This window comes from Acetivibrio sp. MSJd-27 (genome assembly GCF_018918095.1).
In the GTDB taxonomy this organism is placed as follows: domain Bacteria; phylum Bacillota; class Clostridia; order UMGS1840; family HGM11507; genus HGM11507.
The window spans coordinates 160,286-180,108 of the sequence record NZ_JAHLPV010000001.1; the positions used below are offsets into that span (position 1 = coordinate 160,286).

17 protein-coding genes, 1 pseudogene and 1 riboswitch are annotated in these 19,823 nt (G+C 44.2%); of the genes and pseudogenes, 3 read left to right on the forward strand and 15 right to left on the reverse strand.

Going from position 1 to position 19,823, the window contains the following annotated elements; genetic code table 11:
* The first annotated feature begins 127 nt into the window (after positions 1 to 127).
* A complete protein-coding gene (locus tag KQI32_RS00670; protein WP_216423532.1) occupies positions 128 to 856 on the forward strand; it encodes a hypothetical protein in 729 nt (242 codons plus the stop codon).
* A gap of 301 nt (positions 857 to 1,157) precedes the next feature.
* Here KQI32_RS00670 and KQI32_RS00675 read toward each other — a convergent pair whose 3' ends face one another.
* A complete protein-coding gene (locus tag KQI32_RS00675; protein ID WP_216423533.1) occupies positions 1,158 to 1,298 on the reverse strand; it encodes a hypothetical protein in 141 nt (46 codons plus the stop codon).
* 90 nt (positions 1,299 to 1,388) lie between these two features.
* On the reverse strand, positions 1,389 to 3,290 hold the full coding sequence (locus KQI32_RS00680; RefSeq protein ID WP_216423534.1) for an alpha-galactosidase: 1,902 nt from the start codon (positions 3,288 to 3,290) through the stop codon (positions 1,389 to 1,391).
* A gap of 144 nt (positions 3,291 to 3,434) precedes the next feature.
* On the opposite strand from KQI32_RS00680, the gene KQI32_RS00685 reads away from it, so the two are divergent.
* Positions 3,435 to 4,334 carry an AraC family transcriptional regulator gene (locus KQI32_RS00685; protein ID WP_177691278.1) on the forward strand — a complete coding sequence of 300 codons (900 nt, stop codon included), beginning with the start codon at positions 3,435 to 3,437 and terminating at the stop codon, positions 4,332 to 4,334.
* A gap of 44 nt (positions 4,335 to 4,378) precedes the next feature.
* On the opposite strand, the gene KQI32_RS00690 is transcribed toward KQI32_RS00685, so the two are convergent.
* From KQI32_RS00690 to KQI32_RS00710, 5 genes are all read right to left on the reverse strand, one after another.
* Complete coding sequence (locus tag KQI32_RS00690; RefSeq protein WP_216423535.1) at positions 4,379 to 6,868, reverse strand: S-layer homology domain-containing protein; 2,490 nt, start codon at positions 6,866 to 6,868, stop codon at positions 4,379 to 4,381.
* A gap of 11 nt (positions 6,869 to 6,879) precedes the next feature.
* Positions 6,880 to 8,058, reverse strand: a complete 1,179-nt coding sequence (locus KQI32_RS00695; protein WP_253290950.1) for an ABC transporter permease — start codon at positions 8,056 to 8,058, stop codon at positions 6,880 to 6,882.
* Positions 8,048 to 8,740: an ABC transporter ATP-binding protein gene (locus tag KQI32_RS00700; RefSeq protein WP_216423536.1), complete on the reverse strand. Its 693-nt coding sequence runs from the start codon at positions 8,738 to 8,740 to the stop codon at positions 8,048 to 8,050. Before KQI32_RS00700 ends, KQI32_RS00695 begins: the two co-directional genes overlap by 11 nt.
* Before the next feature lie 22 nt (positions 8,741 to 8,762).
* A complete protein-coding gene (locus KQI32_RS00705) occupies positions 8,763 to 10,682 on the reverse strand; it encodes an efflux RND transporter periplasmic adaptor subunit (RefSeq protein ID WP_216423537.1) in 1,920 nt (639 codons plus the stop codon).
* A 740-nt stretch (positions 10,683 to 11,422) separates the two neighbouring features.
* Positions 11,423 to 11,809 (reverse strand): putative ABC transporter permease, encoded by a 387-nt coding sequence (locus KQI32_RS00710; protein WP_216423538.1) that lies wholly within the window; start codon positions 11,807 to 11,809, stop codon positions 11,423 to 11,425.
* Between the two features lie 128 nt (positions 11,810 to 11,937).
* A riboswitch (TPP riboswitch) is annotated at positions 11,938 to 12,039 on the forward strand.
* A 334-nt stretch (positions 12,040 to 12,373) separates the two neighbouring features.
* Between KQI32_RS00710 and thiT the strand changes: the two genes are divergently transcribed.
* The gene (gene thiT, locus KQI32_RS00715; protein WP_216423539.1) at positions 12,374 to 12,898 is read left to right on the forward strand and encodes an energy-coupled thiamine transporter ThiT; all 525 of its coding nucleotides are present in this window, start codon (positions 12,374 to 12,376) and stop codon (positions 12,896 to 12,898) included.
* 115 nt (positions 12,899 to 13,013) lie between these two features.
* On the opposite strand, the gene KQI32_RS00720 is transcribed toward thiT, so the two are convergent.
* From KQI32_RS00720 to KQI32_RS13605, 8 genes and pseudogenes are all read right to left on the reverse strand, one after another.
* The gene (locus KQI32_RS00720; RefSeq protein WP_216423540.1) at positions 13,014 to 13,991 is read right to left on the reverse strand and encodes a CAP domain-containing protein; all 978 of its coding nucleotides are present in this window, start codon (positions 13,989 to 13,991) and stop codon (positions 13,014 to 13,016) included.
* 355 nt (positions 13,992 to 14,346) lie between these two features.
* Positions 14,347 to 14,598 carry a GrpB family protein gene (locus tag KQI32_RS00725; protein WP_177691270.1) on the reverse strand — a complete coding sequence of 84 codons (252 nt, stop codon included), beginning with the start codon at positions 14,596 to 14,598 and terminating at the stop codon, positions 14,347 to 14,349.
* Positions 14,599 to 14,876: 278 nt separating this feature from the next.
* On the reverse strand, positions 14,877 to 15,320 hold the full coding sequence (locus KQI32_RS00730; RefSeq protein ID WP_216423541.1) for an NUDIX pyrophosphatase: 444 nt from the start codon (positions 15,318 to 15,320) through the stop codon (positions 14,877 to 14,879).
* Positions 15,321 to 15,496: 176 nt separating this feature from the next.
* Positions 15,497 to 16,831, reverse strand: a complete 1,335-nt coding sequence (locus KQI32_RS00735) for a DUF2334 domain-containing protein (RefSeq protein ID WP_216423542.1) — start codon at positions 16,829 to 16,831, stop codon at positions 15,497 to 15,499.
* Between the two features lie 313 nt (positions 16,832 to 17,144).
* Positions 17,145 to 17,882 (reverse strand): hypothetical protein, encoded by a 738-nt coding sequence (locus tag KQI32_RS00740; protein WP_216423543.1) that lies wholly within the window; start codon positions 17,880 to 17,882, stop codon positions 17,145 to 17,147.
* Positions 17,883 to 18,163: 281 nt separating this feature from the next.
* Positions 18,164 to 18,874: a hypothetical protein gene (locus KQI32_RS00745; RefSeq protein WP_216423544.1), complete on the reverse strand. Its 711-nt coding sequence runs from the start codon at positions 18,872 to 18,874 to the stop codon at positions 18,164 to 18,166.
* 44 nt (positions 18,875 to 18,918) lie between these two features.
* Positions 18,919 to 19,596 (reverse strand): hypothetical protein, encoded by a 678-nt coding sequence (locus KQI32_RS00750; RefSeq protein ID WP_253290953.1) that lies wholly within the window; start codon positions 19,594 to 19,596, stop codon positions 18,919 to 18,921.
* A gap of 9 nt (positions 19,597 to 19,605) precedes the next feature.
* A pseudogene (locus tag KQI32_RS13605) lies at positions 19,606 to 19,743 on the reverse strand (RHS repeat-associated core domain-containing protein); the annotation flags it as partial.
* Between the last annotated feature and the right edge of the window lie 80 nt (positions 19,744 to 19,823).

A 19,823-nucleotide genomic window follows, 5' to 3' on the forward strand; every position in this document is an offset into this window, starting at 1 on the left:
ATTAACAATTTTTTCATTGCTATTTCATTGAAAAACAGGTATAATAGAATCAAATATTTCTTTTTTGCTGAAATATGGAATGACTCGGAAAAATAATTCATTTTTATTGTCGCAAAAGGAGCCAGTAATGAAAAAATTTTTGAAAGCACTTATGATATTCACCATGTTTCTAACCGTTGGCGTGACTGCTCTGGCAATCTGGAAGGGAGACACCATTATCGCGGCGGTCAATTCACTGCAGTACCAAAATTATACAAAAGAAGAACTGACGCAGAAAATTCAGGAAAATGATCAGAAACTGAAAGCAGAGATTGCGAAGTACACAGGCGGCGCTCCCCTGCGTGAACTCTCAGAGGAAGAGCAGGCGCAGATAGAACGCGGAGAAACCACTTATGAAGAGGTTTACGAAAAAATTCTGAATGAAATCAATCAGGCAGAACGGGAGAATCTGGAAAAGGACAATCCTTCCCAGCCGGAACAGAGTGATGGAAACCCTGTCCCGCCTGTCTCTCCGGCAAAAGCGATCACAGATAAATACATCGCAAAAATGTACGGCTTGAAAAGCAAATATGTCGGACAGCTGGACGCCTGTATTGCACAGGCGATCTCGGAGTATAAATCCCTCCCCAAAGAAGAACATACCAGCGCGTCCAAGCGCTCTATCATGTCCAAATACATGGGGCAGATGGCTGGTCTGGAAAGCGCCTGCGACACGGAGGTAAACAGTGTTCTTTCCTCTTTGGAAAGAGAGCTGAAAGAAATCGGCGCGGATACCTCTATCCTCCAGACAATACGCAGTGCCTACGCAAACGAAAAAAGCATGAAAATTGCCTATTACATGGCTACATACGGTTGATCTTTTACAGAACACTCGTTTGGGACATTTCCAAAAGAAATACATATACTGATTATGGAACGGGCGGAATACGATTCCGTCCGTTTTTAATCTCATTTTGGAGTGAGCCAAATGTCTATGAATATCTTTAACTGTATGAATGGCGAGGCCGTTTTGATGAATGAGCAAGTGGATTCCCGGACATTAGAACAAAATTGCTTCTCCCGCTGCTGTGGAAATTGCCGTTTTAGCCACTGTGAAACCCGCGCGGTTTCCAATGAATCAAACGATACCTCATTGCCTACTCCCACCTGCGCCGCAGTCAATCAGATGAATTTTGACAGAGATTCATCAAATCGTTGCTGTAACAGATGCTGCTGTCAGAACAGATGCTGCTGCCGGAACAGATGTTGCTGCAATCGTTGCTGCTGCAGGCGCGGATGGTTTTTCTGATAACAAGCATACAATGACAGCGCTTCATACAAAACAGTAGAAAGTGCAAGCTGCCGGCAACCGGCAGCTTGCACTTTCAAAATATATGGTTTTTCAGCAGCTACACAGTCTTTAAAAAGACAAAGCTAGCCTTTTTTGAAAAAGTAACCTTTAATTTGCCGTGATCGTCTTCCCATTTGCATTCCGCGTTGCTGTATAATTCCTTAAGCGGCTGAAAGGTTAAGGCGTAAGTGCAGGTATCTTCCTTTGTCATTTCCCGGAACAGAATGTAATAGCCGCCATCTTCCCCCTCCAGTTGAAACCCAGTAAAAGAAAATCCGTCCGGCTCATGACCCGCTCGATTTACAATACACTTCGCAATCTGTCCGCGTTCCCTTTTGTAAACCGCAATCAACTCGGACAGCGATGTCACATCCGCTTCCGAAAGCCGACTCATTTCCATCCACATCAAAGGGTTTCCAACCATCGCGATAGCGAAAAGATATTCAATATCATAGCTGCAAGGCGCGAGAATGGTCTGATACTTATCTTGATTGCGCTTATTATTGAGCACTTCAATCTGAAGTTTCTGGGTAGGGATATATTCCGAAAGCTGCCATACGCTTCTGAGCGTCAAATGCGGATAGTAGGTTCCCCAATCCGTGTATCGGTTTTCCAGAAAAAGATTCCCGTATTTTTTATAGTAGAAATAGCCCAGCCGTTTGCCGTTCGTGATATCAAAATTGAAAGTGATCTCACCGCCGGTTCTTTCATAGACTGTTTCGATCATTTTGAGCAGACGGGTTTCGGTTATCTTGTTTTCCAGACGGATTCCGTCCAGTTTAAAATATCTTGTTCCGTATTTTTGATAAAGACCGGTTATGGTTTGTACATCCTTTTCCCAATTTTTATAATTATCCGCCAAATCAGGCGAAAACCAGAGCCCAACCTCAATGGAGGTGTTTTCCAAAGCTTTCAGTCCATTTGGAAACTTTTCTCTGTTCAGCTCCCAGAAATCAAAGTCTACGCCGTAATATCCGCTTCCCCACAGGCTACTTTTTTTGACCATGGAATTTTTTGTGGTCCCTGTCTGCCAGCCGTCATCCAGTTGAATCACGTCGACACCCAGCTTTTCCCCTGTCTCTATCTCACTTTTTAAGAGCTTCTCGCTCACCACTTTATCATTGTTGCAGTCTCCCCATGTATTTGACATGATGTACAGCGAAGATATACTTTTACAGTTTTTCTTATAATATTCTTTATAATATTTGAGAATGGATTCCTGCCTGCCAACCCCTATGGTATAGCCGTACAGGCTGGTATACTCTTCCGGTTGCCTCACAAGCGCTTCCAAATCCGGCGCATTGATTCCGATAAAGCAGTCCCTTACGATTTCAATGGTTCCATTTGTTTCTTCCACACTGTCAGCGAGAGAGGGGGAATCTTTTACAATACAAATACATGGATCCTCCGCAGGATTGCTGAGGACAAATACATTGCCTGAAATGCTTTTTCGGGTCAAAACCATATACTCGTTTTCGGTGACCGTATTGCAGTCATAATCGGTGACAGTATTCAAGGCCGCGCTCTTTATTTTCAGTTCACAAGCGGGAATGTCAAGCTTATCAAGATAAGCTCCTCCATTTTTCAGTTCCCCTTTTATCCGATACTGGAAAGTGAGAAAGGGGGAATTGTCACTGACGCTTATCTCAAGAAGGATTCCTTTCCCGTCTGCCTCCCACTGCACAAGCGCTTTCAGCCGCCCTTCGGAGAGACTGTCTTCGGGACACAGAGAGAAAGATATCTTGCACTGGCTCTTCTCATACGGGAAATCCGAAAAAGCATTCCAATCCTCTTTTTGATTTTTTTCATTTTTCCACTTTTTATTGTGTTTTTTGTCCAAAAGCCAGATACCGCACAGAATGTTATCCCTACATTCAAATTTTCGTTCTATAAGATTATTACCTATCAAAAGGATATTTTTATCCAGTTCCAGATAGCAGTTTTTCCATTCTTTCCTCATGATAATCACCTCACCGTTATTCTAGCACACCCCCATCCGTGACGCAATCTTATTATTTTCACACATATAAGAATATTAACATTTTAGCTTGTATTAAAAACACTGCTATGTTAAAATATTTTAAAAAGAGAAAGGGGATGCGCTATGAAAAATACAACAAAAGATCCTGATCCGGAATACAGCGTTTCCAAGGTAGCGAACAGCAACGGCGGAAAAACGAATCCCTCCCCACAAGATGGGGAATCTCTTGCTTTCCGTTATAATGCTTATTATCCGCTTGTTCTGGATGAGGCAAAAGAATTGCCCCTCTATATTGCGGTGATCGGGGTCATCGAAAAGGAAAACGGTATTTTCAGGCCCAAAGGCATTGAGCACTATCAGCTTTTATTCACAAAATCAGGGGAAGGAACGGCTGTGACGCAGCAGGGCGTCCTATCCGCAAAGGAACATTCGGTCTTTCTCATCCCCCCCAACACCGCCCATAATTACAGGGGAAAAGTCAATCCGTGGAAAACATACTGTATCACCTTCAACGGGATTGCCGCCCAGCATATTTTAAAAAATGAAACCGGTGTATTCCGCCTTGCCAATTTTGATTTATATGAAACGATGTTTTTCAATATTTTAGAATGTAAAAACAAGGAGGATTTTATCTATAAATCCTCAGGTCTTTTGTATCCCCTCTTGCTTCAGCTCAAAAAAGATATTTTGTCAAAAGGGACCAGAAAAGAAAAAACAAATGAAGTGATAAAATACATGGAGGAAAATTATAACCGACAAATAACCCTTCCGGAATTAGCTCGCATTGCCAACCTTACACCCCAGAGTTTTTGCAGAAGCTTTAAAAGCACCTATAAGGTCCGTCCTTTTGAATATATCACCCTTCTGCGCATTCAAAAGGCCAAAGAACTTTTAACCGCGAACCGCGAGCTTTCCATAAGCGAAATCAGTCGAATCGTCGGCTACAGTTCAGCGAGTTATTTTGGAATGCTGTTTAAAAAATACGAAAAGATAACACCCGAAACCTTTCGGGAATTTAACTGAACGCAAAAAAGAGAAATCCAGGTTCAATGGATTTCTCTTTTTTCTCATCTTCCGATCACTACGACTCGGACCCTTCCGCCGTTTTTTTCCGCCTTATCGTAATAGGCATAAATAGATTTTCCAGTGACCTGAACCGCTTCGCTCAGCGGCAGCACCATATACTTCAAATAACTATCAACCTGATATACCACCACGTCGGAAGCCAGCTTCAGCCGCTCGCCGTCTAAGGTTTCCAGATAGGTTTCCGTCAGTTTGCCGATCGTTCCCTTAACGCCGGAAAGATTGGTCATACTCTCCACCCTGCCGCCGCTTAACACAAACTTTGCCGCCTGGCCGGAGCGGATAGAGTAAGCCATATTGGAGGTGTTCAGCGTGGTGGAGGTTCCGCCGATATCATACGTATAGCTCCCGCTGACCGAATTTCCGGACAGATTGCTTTTGGCATAGGTAATCATGCCATACTCATACATATCGCCGGTAACATCCTTCAGAATCATGGACACAATTCTCCCTTGGGCGTCCCTCTCAGCATACAGCACGGAGGAAGAACTTAACTGTACCCCGTCCAGTCTCTGCGGAAACACAGTGACATAAGCGGAAACGGCGGAACTGTCCGTGGTGCTGACATCCAGAATACTGACATTACCGGCCAGGGTAAAATTTCCGATTTTCATCCCGTCCGCATCCACCGTGCCGGAAACCGACGCGGAATCCTCCAGCTTGCTCACGGCTGCTGTTCCGTTCTCATAGACCGCTTTCACCACACTGTTCTTATAGCTGGAATAATCGGTTTTGGTCACCAGCTCATAGGCGGAACCGTCCGGTGCCACCAGACTGATATAATTGGAGGAATAGGTCTCCCCGTTGGTGTTGGTGAAGCTCTTCTTCCCGCTGGCCGTCATATAGCCGTAAATATCCTTGTCCAGAACGGAGGGGGAGACGACATCCGCGATTTGTCCGGTTTTTCCGATCAGAAGCGTGACCGTGTCGCCATATTTAAAGCTTCCGTTGGAGGAAAGGGCGTTAAATGCAGATACCCCTTCCAGCTCATAGGTCACGCCCGAGACAACCACACTGGTGGGCAGATCCTTGTTGGGGGTTGCCTTCTCATAGATGCCGGTAATCTTTTTGGAGTATGCCAGAACCATATTTAAATCTTTGGCATAGTAAGCAATGTCATAGGGCTGAATCTCGCTTAAAGAGGATTTTTCCCCGTCCCGGGTGACGGCCGGCGAGGAAGCGCGGAAGGAATCCGCCCAGTTATCCCCTCTCACCGTGACAGGGCCCTGCACATTGCCGTCCTCGATGCTGACATATTCAATTTCGCCGTTTAAATCTCTTCGCACATAAATGATATCTCCCAGCGAGAGGGAGGATTTCAGTGCGCCGAAAGTCGATTTCTGATTCTCCTTGTAGGCGGTGTCGCTGTCCAGGATATTCAGTTCACTCATGGTGCCGTTCTTGTATGTGATCACGGTATTGTCCAATCTGGAATAAACAATGTATTGCTCCAGACGGTTCACATCGATTTCGGTGCTTCCGCTCCCGCCTGCATAGAGAAAAGCGTATTCCACCGTTCCGGCAGAATTGGCATAGGTTTTCAGCGTATAACCGCTCTTGGCGCTGGCGACCAGATCCTTGTAAGTCGCCTTCTGAGATTTATAGTAGGTGGTCAGGTTCTCGTCAATGTTCAATATTTTGCCGTCCAGTACCATATCGGAACCGATGGTTCCCGTGACGCTATAGCTTTGCACATTCTGGGAATAGGGACTGAAATAGAGGAGATCCTCCTTGTTTTTCAAGACGATATCCCCCTTCTCGCCCACATGAGAGGTATCGAAATTTGCGTCAATGTCATAGGTCCCGCTGGAGGTGTAGATCTTTCCGCCATTGATGGAGGGATCCTGCCAGGTTGTTGCAATCAGAGTGACATTCTCAATGATTTCGCAGTCGAAAACCGAAATATATTTTTCAGAACTGCCCTTTTTCTTCGTGTTCAAGAGATTGTATACCAGGTTCATCACATCGCTTCGGGTGAGCACATCACCGATATTCTTGCCCACGCCCTGCGTCAGCTTCAGGTTGTTGGCAAGCCCAACCTGTCCGTAAGGCCAGGAGGATCCGAAATCATCATTGGTATAGCCCAAAAGCTTTAGGAATATGGTGACCGCTTCCTCATAAGTCACATTGTTTTCCGGACGGAAGGTGGAATCCTCATAGCCGTTCACCAGCTTGTTGGACACCGCCAGTTGAATATAGGGCGCCGCCCAATGGCTGTAAGAGACATCGTAAAAGGGGGAAACCGTCATGCCCGCCGCTACCGCGTTCCGGTAATCCGACGCGGCAATGGCGATTTTCGTGAACTCCGCCCTTGTCACATTGTCATACAGACGAAAATTCCCGTCCGGATCTCCCTTCATGATATCCAGCGCGGATACCAGCCAGGTCAAATCGCTTGGTTCCTCTGCCGCCGCGGGCAGACAGCCCGCTGTCATCAGCAGAATCAAAAGAAGACTGATTATTTTTTTTCTCATGCAAACTCCTCCTAGTCATACCGCAAAGCTTCAATCGGATTGAGCCGGGAAGCTTTCTTGGCGGGAAAATATCCAAAGGTGACTCCAATCACCACCGAAACGGAAAAGGCAATGAAAATTGCCGTCATGGAAATCAATACGCTCAAATCAAAGAACGTGGTTGCATACGAGGCGGCGATTCCCAAAAGGATGCCGAGAATGCCGCCTATGGCGCTGGTGGTGATCGCCTCCACCACAAACTGGCTCATAATATCCCAGGGCTGGGCGCCAAGGGATTTTCGGATACCGATCTCCCTCGTCCGCTCCGTCACCGAAACCAGCATAATATTCATGATGCCGATACCGCCGACCAGCAGAGAGATACCGGCAACGCCGACCAGCACCATGGTCATCATGCCTGTCATCTCGTTTACCTGCTCCAGGGCTTCCGCCTGATTATAGACGCTGTATGCGTTGGAGCTGGAATAAACGCTCAAAAGGAAATTGTCGATCACATCCATGGCCTGATCCACCGTGTCCTTGCTGGCCGCGCTGAAATTATAGCTGCTGACCATAAACATCCGCGCCAGCTTTTGCGCAACGGTATAAGGAATCAAGACCGTATCGTCGGAGGAACCCTCCGTTCCGTTCTGCTTTTCTTCCAGCACGCCGACCACTTTGAAGCTGTAACCGTTGATTTTCAAGGTCTGCTCCAGAGGATTCTCCCCCTCGAACAGAGTGTTCGCCAGATACGTGCCAATGACGCAGTTGTTCTGTTTGGTTTCCACATCCATGTAGGTGAGAAAGCGCCCTGCCTGCACATTGGAATTTTTGACATCCTTATAACATTCATTGACGCCGGTACAGGTGGTGGAATCCAGATTGGTATCGCCGTTTTTGATTATGACACCCGCCACTGATATCATCGGGCTCATCGCTCCGATCACATCCGGATTGTCATCCACCAGCTGCTGCATCTGATCCGCAGTCACCGTGCGGTTTCCTCCCCTGCCACGGATGGAGACGGAAATCAGGTTCGTCCCCATGCTCTCGAAGGTGGAAACCATCTCGTCGCTCATCCCCTGCACAATGCTGACCAATACAATCACCGAAGCCACGCCGATGATGATGCCGAGCATGGTCAGAAAGGAACGCATCTTGCTGCCCATCAGGCTTTTCAGTGCAAGAGTAAACGCCTGCTTAATATTCATACGTCTCCTCCTTCACCTCGTCCGATATGATTTTCCCATCCTGAATCCGAACCACCCTCTTAATCTGTGCCGCAATGGAATTGTCGTGGGTGATCAGGACGATGGTGGTCCCCTCCCGGTTAAGCTTTTTCAAAAATTCCAGAACTTCCTTTCCTGTTTTGGAATCCAGCGCTCCGGTGGGCTCATCGGCAAGAATCACCGGCGGCTCTCCCGCCAGGGCGCGGGCAATGGATACCCTTTGCTGCTGCCCTCCGGAAAGCTGCGCCGGAAATTTGCTGTGCCGGTCGGCAAGTCCAACCCGCTCCAGAGCCGCCATCGCCATTTCTTTTCGTTTGTCATGGCGGATTCCCCGATAAACCAGCGGCAGCTCCACATTCTCCAGCACATTGAGCTTACTGATCAGATTGTACTGCTGAAAGATGAATCCCAGCTCCCTGTTACGTATGGTTGCCAGTTGCTTTTCATTCATCGTGCTGACATCGGTGCCGTTTAAATAATAGGATCCGGAGGTCGGAATGTCCAGACAGCCAATGATATTCATGCAAGTGGATTTTCCGGAACCAGAGGAACCGACGATCGCGACAAATTCGCCCTTCTCCACCTGGAAGGAGACACCGTCCAGCGCATGGATCTCGCTGTCCCCATCCAAATAGATCTTATAGATGTCCTTTAATTCTATCATGAAAGATTACTCCTTTACCGCTTTATCGGCCCATACCGCCGCCACCGCCGGGCATTCCTCCGCCGCCGGAAGGCATACCTCCCCCACTTGGCATACCTCCGCCGCCGGGCATTCCGCCCATACCTTGCTGGTTCTGATTATTGTTGCTCTGGGCGGCAGTCGAGGTGGTCTCATTCAATAAAACGGTATCCCCTTCATTCAATCCGCTGATAATTTCCACATTGGTATCGTCATTCAAGCCGATTTCAACTGATACCCGCTCGTAGCCTTCCGGAATGTTGGAGCTGCCTGGTGTTTTTGCCTGGGAAGCCCCTGTGGTCTTTCCGGCTTTACTGTCACCGCTTCCCCTCTGGCGGCTTCCGCCTGCCTGCGCGTCAGCGTCCGGCATACCCTGGGGCATTTCCCCGTCACTGGGCGGCTGGACTCCTTCCGGAAGCTGTCTCTGCTGGTTCTGAGAGCGTTCTGAGGATGGAGCATCCTTGGAATCCGCTGTTCCGGACGCGCGTTTTACCAGCACGGTATTCCCCCGGTTTACCGCGGAAAGAGGCACGGTCAACACATTTTCCCGGGAATCGGTCACGATTTTCGCACTGACGTTCATGCCGGGAATCAGTTCTTCCCCTTCTCCTTCATTGACGTAAACCTTGACCGGATAGGAGGTGACGCCATTGGATGAGGTTCCGACAATGCTGATATTTTCCACATAACCCCCGAAGGTTTTTCCGGTGACGGCGTCCGCCGTGATCTCCACGCTTTGCCCCACCTGAATACTGCTGATATCCAATTCATCCACGCTGATTTCAAAGGTCAGTGTGGACAGGTCGGCAATGATTGCCATAACGGTATTGCTGTTGGAGTTATCTAATTTCTCACCCGCCTTGGAGGTCTTTTGGATGACCTTGCCGGAAATCGGCGCCGTGATACTGTAATTTTCCAGCTGCTGATACAGATTGTCCAGTGCAAGCTGGGCATCCTTGACAGAGAGCTGGCTCTGCTTCAGGTTGTTGCTGGAATTGCTGTCGTTATCCAGCCTTAAAATGGTTGCGCCGCTGTTTATGTAGTCGCCTTCTTTATAATTGAAACCATAAATTTCGCCCGACGTCTTGGTGACAACCGTCTTGGAAGCGGAATAGGAAAAGGTTCCCGCTTCATTGCAGGCATATGGCCCAACCACGGCAGTTGCCTTATTGTTCGGAACAATGCCTCCGGGATTGGAGACCGTAATCTCCAGATTGGTGACACTGACACCCGCGTCATTCGCAATCGAACCGGTGCTGACGCTTGTCACTCTGCCAAAGAGCGAGGTAAAAGAGTTTTCCATATTGACGGTGGCGCTGTCCCCCACATGAATGTTCTGTGCGTCATTGGCATTGAACTTAATTTTCAAAACCATGTCGTCCGTATTGACAATGTCCATCACCTTAGCGCCGTTTTGAACCGTATCGCCGTCCGCCACGTAAACATTGGTGATAACGCCGGAGATAGGAGCCGTCACCGTCTCATTGGCGGTTGTCTTCCGGCTCGTCTCCAAAGCCTGCTGGTAAGAATCCTGTGCCTTTTCCAGGGAAGCCTTGGCCTTTTCAATGCTGTTGGTCATCTCCTCGGAGTCGATGGTATACATCAGGTCTCCCTGATTGATTTCCTGCCCCTCGCTGAAATAGTCGTTCAAAATCTCGCCTTTTACCAGGGAGGTAACCTCATATTGATTGATTGCCGCGATGGTTCCGGTTCCCTCAATCGACTTGGTGATATCGCCCCTGGTCACTCTCGCGACTTTCTCGGATGCCGACGCATCCTTTTGAAAAATTTTTGTATATCCAAAATAGGAGCCTCCTCCGATGGCAGCAACCAGGACAGCAATCAGGATATTGCGCTGCTTTTTGCTGAGTTTACCGAATTTGCGCTGCTTTTTCCCCGTGCCGTCCGCTTTTTTTGTTTTCATGAACATATTTTCCGATACTCCTTCCAAATCAATTGCTTTTTCATGAAATGCGCACTCTTGCGCCGTTGTTTTTTTATTATAGAAAATTTGCTTGATAAGGCGGTGGTAGGTTTATGATAGTTTTGTGAAAATGAAAACAATTTGCCAGCAAAAGATACAAATTTCCAACAAAAAACAGGGCGGAACATGTGTGTGTGATGTTCCGCCCTGAAAGCATTAGGGAGTTGAACTTCCAAATGCTTAAGCATAGAATACCGTATCCGAATCCGCCGCAACCAACCAAAAACGGAATTTTTCTGTGTTGTCGGGCTTGGCATACGTCGGTATGCCTGCACCCTTTCGCCTTGAAAACTTCTCGTTTTATGATTGCTTTCGGTTTGCAATTTTTTTGATTCGTTTTTTCGTCAGGACGAGAAAAAAGCGCAGGGTATACTAGTGTATGCGCGAGCATTTTGACGACGTAATGGCGGAAAAGCGTTCAAAAAAACGGGTTCGTATACGGTACTCTATGCTTAAGCTCCGAAGAGCTTTTGAAGGAGTTTATGAAAAAAATATTCCTAGTGAATAGGAAAGGTGAGGGAAACCGATGCGCTTCGGCTTCCCTGTATTCTGTGAAATATTTTGCAACAAAAAGTGATTGACTTCTCCTTTCTGCGCAATTTATTTTCTGTTTTATATATTACATTACAAATGTGATAGAATGATGAAAGCAAAATGAAAACCAGATGGAATTTTTCTATTCAGCGAAACATTTTATTGTGCAGCACCCTGCTCAAAAAAGAAAGCGGCATACAAAGGAAAAACCATAGCACAGAGTATAGAAGGCACACTTGTCCTCCCAGGTTAAAATGCATTTTGGAATAATCCCACACATTCCATTTTAGTTTTACATTGACGATGCAGCCAACAACAAACTCAATTCCCGTCACGATGGCGGATCCTGCCAGGCAGCGCTTCCAGAGCGGCTGGCAGTTCATTTTCAGATTCGTTTTATACAGGCATAAGAAACAGATCCCTCCGGTTACCCCCATTGTCCAATGGGTGAAGCCCCGCCAGAGAATTTCAAGGAAACTGTACCCCACGGATCCGATGGTATATATGGTTAAATTTTCTTTTATTTTTTTCATGTTATCACCCGCTTTTAGTATTCACAAATTCAGGTGATATCATTACGGTAATTATGTGGAACACAAAGAAATTATTTGAAAGAAATACTTATGGTTTTCTTGACAAGTGCTTTGAAACGCTTTATACTAAAAGAAAAAACGGGAGCTTTTGAAGGCTGAGAGGGAATTTGATTCCGACCGTAAAAACCTGTTCGGATAATGCCGGCGTAGGGAAAACACAAAGAGAAAAACAATAAGTGTATTCCTGCGCGGAATATGCTTTTTTTATAACATAGGAAATTGCGCGGAATCATGCGCAAAAAAACAGCGTGCGAAGCGCGATTGCGCTTTTCAGAATGAAAAACTTTTTTATGATATATTTTATATGCATCATAGCATTCTGATACAGAATTATGGAGATTCAATAAGGGCTTGTCCCGTCATTCAACAAGGACACTGCACTCCTGCTGACTGCGGATATGAAACCCCGCCTTCTTTCAAGGCGGGAGACATTTTGCCCACAGTTATATTCATAAAAATCAACGTCTTGATACGAATAGCCCCGCTGAAAAAGGAGAATGAGATATGAAAAAACAAAGACTGGTTGCCATGACGGAATCCGCTGTTATGGCGGCTCTTTCGCTGATACTGAATTTCATTATTGTATTCAAGATGCCCCAAGGCGGTTCTATCACTTTGGGTGCTATGGTTCCCATCATGATTGTGGCACTGCGGCGCGGAGCCGGATGGGGGATCCTTACCGGCGTCTTATCCGGCCTTCTGCAGTTTATCACGACAGGGCAGGCTGCTCATCCCCTGTCCATCCTGTTGGACTATCTGCTGGCTTACGGCGTTCTGGGAATTGCAGGGTTCTTCAAAGGTTCCCTGCCGAAAATTGCGCTTGGTATGACGCTGACAATCTTTCTTCGTTTTGTATGCCACCTGTTAAGCGGGGCAACCATTTTCGCCTCCTATGCGCCGGAGGGGCAGAACCCGTGGCTGTATTCCATGGGCTACAACGCTTCCTATATGATTTTCGAGTGGATTATTACAACGGCGATAACGGTATTGCTTTACAAATACGCCAAAAGATTGTTCGCCGTAAAATAACAGGATTTATTTTGGCGGAAAGCAAGCAATCGTCATGGAATTGAGATGATTCCATGACGATTTTTTCATGTCGGTATTTTCTTCTGGAAACCCGGCTTTTTTGGTTTTCAGGTATCTAATAGGTGATAAATGTCTGGCCAAAATAATATCGGTAGGTGGACTCTTCGCAATAAGCCGCTCCCACCCCCAGATATTTGAACTTGTCGCTGAGCAGATTTTCCCGATGCCCTTCGGAATTGAGCCAGGCGTCAAAATGATCGATTCCAAACTCCCTTCCGGCAGATATATTTTCCCCCCACGCACGCCATGCGACCGGGCAAAGGCGCAGATAGCGGTCAATCGGCGTTCTCCCGTCCAGCGAGATATGCGAAAAATAATCTTTTTTTCCCATATCAATCGCATGAAGACGGGCGGCCTCTGCAGCGATTTCGTCCCAAAGAAGAGGATTTAGCCCTTTCTTCACGCGAAATGCATTGGTGACATCAAAATTCTCTCTGGCCTGTATCCCAAGAAACTCCCGCTCGGTCGTGTCTATACTCTGTTTCGATTCCTCCCAAACAACAAAAACGGCATAAACCTTGTCACCATCCAGTTTGTCCCGGTATAGTTTGATATCGGGATCCCAGTCCCCGCAGCAGGTATCCGCCTTTGCCCTTCCGTCAATTTCAAAACCTGCTGAATTGGTATAATATCCGCAGACAACCCCGTCGCTGACGGCCGCCATCAGAAAACAGCTGTAATCTTTATGGTAAATATACCATTGCAGGCCATAAATCCCCATTTCTATCCGATCTGGTTCTCCAAAGATCTGACGAAGCTGTTCTATTTTCTGACCGGTATAAATTTCTTTTCCCTGCAAGTTCATAGCTATCCGCCTTCTGGCTGGCCGCTCGATCGGCAAATCCGCGTTTTCCGTCTCTCCGGCTGTCCGTTTCTCCCCGGTGGGAACCGGAATTGATTTTCTTCCGAACATTGGCAGGACATCAAGGAGCACAAGCCGTCCGTCTACAGGGATTTCTCTCCGTGCATAGGATAGGAGGCTCAGCCCCAGAACTGCCGCAAAAATAAATAACAGCACTTTTTTCGCTCGCATCGTGCTTCCACCTTTCACCTCAGCATTGAATAGACAAAAATCCCCTCCCCGCTGAATCGCTGCATTGTTCCCCAGCGGCAAATATCACCTGCCTTGCGGCACTGCTCCCTTTTATGAGCGCTTTCTTTTTTGTCTATCCTATTATCCTTATGCTTGGTAAAAGAAAAAAAGACACTGTTGGGACTCTATCCATAAGGAAAGTGCCCCCAGACTGTCGAAAAACTCGGTCTACCACAAGCAATAACTGAGAAAAGGCAGAAAGAAAAGAAATGTATTGAATGAAAACCACTATTAAAAATGCCAATGGTTCCATCGAGGAGCCATTGGCATTGCTTGCTTTTCGCCAAAATAAACCCTACCGTACCGTCATACACCTACTTAATTCTTTTTCAAAACGAAGAATATCATTGAAATCATCAACTGCGACTGCAATATCGATTATCGGTTTTGCCTTTATGGAAAGGATAGAGGGGCTTCCCACATGCTGAATGTCTTTTATGACATTACCCAATATCTGCTTCAAACGAGAAATTATATTCTGAGCTTCCATTTCCCATTCTTTTTCGTGTTCACACAGTTTTACCGTTCCCCGTTTTAATCCAATCATTCCTTAAGCATTAGGGAGTTGAATCCCATATGCCCTGCACTTGTTAAATTTCCGCCTTTTCGGATTGTCGGTCTTGCAAGGCGTCAGCCTTGCTGCACCCTTACGCACCAAAAAAACGAATTGCTCGAAAGATTCCTGCATGCAGGGTCGCAGAGTTTCCACAGAGCAAATTTTTTGTAAGACAAGGAAAAAGCGCAGATCATCCTGACGGATTGACGAGCATTTTGACGCAGGATTGCGGGAAATTTGCCTGTGAAAACCATATCGTGTTCGACTCTCTAATGCTTAACCTCCAAACGACAGTTAAGCTCATATACAGCCGTGCGATTTGAGTCCCATTTAAGCTTTTTGATTGCTTCATCATAAGGCAGCCAAACGCACTCGGTATGTTCGCGAGATAATCTTATATCTTCTTGGCACTCAAAACCAAACGCATACTCAGGTATTACATAAGTGTCCTGACTCCAATGCTGACGATACTTTTCAGAAACAGCCGCAGCAGGGATATAGGATAGGCTTTTAAGTGCAACCCATTTATCTGGCTGCACTCCACTTTCTTCAAAGGTTTCTCGCTTTGCCGCTTCTAATGGGGTTTCATCCTCTTCGCCCCCTCCAGCTATGAATTGCCATTGATCTAAATCGGCACGATGAAACACGCAGTAAAGAGGAGAATTGTCCATTATTCGATAAGGTATTACAAGTATTTGGAATGCTGCTCTCATTTTAATCCTCCGAAAAGTCAATAAACCATTTTAGCGATTTTATCACATGATAGAAATTTTTTGTAGATCAATGGTAATTCATCAATAGGATCGATTTTTCCATCATTCCAATCATTTTGATTAGAAAAACCAAAGGGAGGCAATCTCCTTACGAAGCGTCTCCCTTCCGTACCTTTTTATTCTTCCAAATGTTCAATATCCGAAAAAGCATATCCGCTGCGCGTCATCTTTTCAACCAGCTGGACAAGAACGGAATCACTGTCATATGTATACGTTCTCTCCCCCTTCGTCGTTGTGGTCAAGTGTATTTTTGTGAAGTCCATAAACGGATGAAAGAAAATGCTTCGGAGCTGATCCTCGGGCAGTGTATCTATTTTTTCCAAAACACCCGGCAATTCTTCCATGGAGGGGACATATCCCAAGGGAGTGGGCAGAAACAAAATTTCCCTTCCCCCTTTTCGAACCCATTCTGCTCTGCCAACCTTCTTCGCTTTGGTATATTGCTGATAGATGACATCAAAATTTTTTTCGGCGATTCGCAGCTGATCTTCCGTAAAGGCGTAATGAGGAAATTCGAAGATATGATCTTCAAATCCCAAAGCGTTTGCCATCTGCTTGGCCTTTTGCATTCTCTGATCGATCTCTTTTGCCGAGAACGGGGTATTGGCTCCGAATTCGGTGCCAACACCGCTCTGGGTATTCTTTTCCTGATGGGTGTAGCCATGTAGTACAATATGTCCGTTGTGACCTACCATGTAATCCAGAGTATACAGAAAATCCGCATTGTAGAAGCTGAAATTCTGCGTCATATCATTTTCAATTCCCATTTCGGGATACTTGTAAAAAGGAATCCAAGCAATATAAAACGATTGTCCGTGGGTATAGAGATAATCCGCTACCGCCCGCAGTTTCTCATTGGTTTCATTGGAAAAATTGCCGGACGCACCATTGTCAAAATAGATGTCTTCCAGCCGCAGCAGACCTTTTTTTACATTGTCTGTATCGACCGGTACAACCGGTGATGCCTTTTTGTGATATAGATTAATTTTTTTTTGCGGGGAGTCAAACACAACCGCAAGATGAAACAGTTCCGCCGCGTCATACAGGGAAAGGTAAGCTACCTTGTCAAAATAATAGATCGGCCGGTTTAGTCTTTCATCCTGCATTCCCTCCAAGACAATCTCACTGCCATTCCAGGAAATTCGGAAGGTGTTTTTGGTACGGATGACACTGCCGCCCATCTGGCTGACAAACTCCTTCATTGGCAGAAAAATCCGGCCCGCCACAAAGTAAAGGGGTTCGTTCAGCGAAAGCCGGTTGTCCAGAAAGGAAACCTGGCCTCCCTGTATTTCCTGCGCTGTGATGTGCTCGTCACTTTCCATTGCGGTAAATCCCACACAGCTGTAGACAACAATACAGACAAGAGCGATGACAAGCGTTCGGAGCCGCCTTAAATTCTTATAACACATTTGTTTTTTTATCCATTGAAACATGCCTGTCACTTCTTTCATTTTGCACTTCTACTCTTTCCTTCATCGGTTTTCTTTTTATTTTATACCATTTTGTTTGGTTTGAAAAGGGGCGAAAGAAATATTTTTATTTTTTCTCACTGATTTTCGAAAAAATTTTGTATTGACACATCTATACTGCCAACATAAGATATTCAAAAAATGATGAAGGTTGATAAGAGAGTCATAACCACCGGCACACACAAATCCGATGGTTATGACTTACAAGGTTTTAATAGAGCGTAGACGGTTTTATCTATTGAGATGTGACTGCTTCCTGTCTTAGTTTTTAATATTTACATCTCTTTGACATTTTTTATTGCGCTGGGTATAAGAATTTCATCGTTTTATCTTTCAAATCAAATTTACAAATATATGGAGTACCACCGATATAAAGGGTATCATTCTTTACTGCACAAGTAAAAGGGGTATACCCATCCCAAGAATTTTCATACCAAATACCTTTCCATAAAACCTCAGGCTCTCCTTTTATATCTTTGTAATACAGAATCCTTTTATTTGTAATAACGATGAGCCCGCCCTTGTAAAAGCAAGTGCCATATGTTTTGCTGTCTTCTAACTGATTGATTTCCACCATCTCATCCTCGCCTCCATATCCATATATTTTGGGAGAATAATGATCTGCATTCTCAACCAAGTCGCCGATTACATATAGCATACTCTCTATGAAGAAAGCCTCTTTTATGATGTGATTTTCCTGCACATCATACAAATATCTTCCTGATATTCGTTCTCCGACACTTGGGTGTCTCACATAATATTTTTTCGCTCCTGTGCTGGATTTATAAAAAGCTAATTCTAAATAATGCTCAGATCTTTTGGTTAAAAATACATGATATCCGTCTCCTGTGACTTCCCAGAATTCATTCTTTTTCAGCGGTTGAATCTCGCTCATTTTAAATTTCTTTATATTCACAGGCTCTTGATCTACAATTTTGTTATTATGAAAAAAATAAAAATAACAGAAAGCAAAAAGAAGAACGATAATAAAAATGATTGTAAACCATATTATCTTTAAAATAAATTTTTTCATTTTTATTTACCTTCCATTTCTAACCTCCAATATAGGTTTATTCTAACCGTGAAACCATCCTAATAAACTTGGTGCGCCTATCCCGGCAGCTCTTAATAATTCTTTCTCGTATGAATTGGAGTTATCTCTGTCTGAATTTACTTCATCGTTGCTACATATTTTTATGTGCCATTATAATTATCTCCGAAATGCTTATCACTTGAAATCAACTCCAAAACATGATCTAATCTAACATCCACTAGATGCTATCAATAGAACCGTCCCTTTAATATGTGCATATTTTAATTTTTGTAATTCGGAAATTTTCCATATGGATTTTCTTCTATAATTTCACCCACATACTGATCAATATACCGTTTTGTTAAAACCCCACCATATTGATAGGATTGAAACGGTGTGTGTAAAATATCATATACTAAATAAAGAAAATCTCCTGTTTCAATATATTGGTTTTCTTGCTCGTGTTTTAATTGGAATTCATTACTTATTGATGGAATTAATCCCCATCCATCAAAAGACGAGAACCAGTCATCCCCCTTTGAAGATAAAAACAGATTTCCCATTTCAAACATTCTTAATAAAATAGTAATACTTTCTTTATAGGTTATGTATGAATCTAAATCAGCTACCAAATTCCCATTTGTATCACATCTTCCTTTTAATATACCGTTCATATGTGTAGTAGCAACTAATTTACTATCGTTTGTACCTAAATCTACATCTATGAATTCGATTTTTTCTTGTTTAAAATAAGATTCACTGTCAATCTCCATTATACCATTTATTTGAATAGCACTAATTAAATACAAAGCATTTCTTCTAGATACATAATTTTCTTTGCTTTCTTCAATAAGTTCGTCAATCAATTTACAATTTATTAAGACATTAAAAGCATGATTCTCGTTTATTGGTGATAAATTATTTTGTGAAGCAAAACCTATATGTATTGTTAATATAAATATAATAAATAAACATATAATATTTTTTTTCATCACGACCTCCATTTATTGCGTATAATTTTCAAGGATATGTCTAACTATATCCGGGCCATAGGCTCTAAGAACAGCGGCATGTACTTTTCCTTTAAAATAATTGTACGTTTTTCTTTGTCTGTATTTGTGTAAGTGAAGCATTCTTTATCTGACGTAGGAAGTTGAAATGGAAATTGACCTAAGTCATTAACACCTATATATCCAATACTTTTGTCTTTAGGCTTATATCCCATTTTGATTCTAACATACTCCTCCATAATAATGGCAGTAGCTTCTTTAAGTTTTCTTCTTACAGCCATATCAATAGCTCCCGCATCTTCTGTTCCAACTCCACTTTCAATATTTATAATTAATCGATCATCTATCCCTGTCATTTCAGTAAATGCGTGTAAAAATTCATGGAACAATGTGGTAGTAGTATCTTCAGTATCAGCAATTTCTCCTAATGTTAATGTACCATTGTTATAATTTGATTTTAGCCACGTTGAATTTGTGTCGACCAATACCATTATATAAATAGTCTTGTCATTAGTCACAATTTCTTTCATTACAGCTCTAGCTAACGCTGAACCACCATTTATTTCACCGTCTTCTTTCCAAACTATGTTATTGCCTTCTATTTCATAACCACTATATCCGGTCATTTTTATAATTTGATTCCGCAAGAACTTCAAATATGCTTCACGTTTCCTCTTATTAGACTCAGAAATTTCAATTTTCAAACCACTTGGATCCACTAAATTAATTGGATTATTCGCACAATAAACAAACCAATTCAGCCCATTCTTTTCCGGCTCCTCCGACGTGAACCTCCCGATAGAACTGTCATAATACCTCGCTCTGAGGTAGATGAATCCGATTTCATTGTCGAAATATTCTCCTCAGTAACGGAACGGATTATTGTCTTCTGCCTGTTTCTGTTTCTGGTTCCCGAATGCATGGTAGGTAT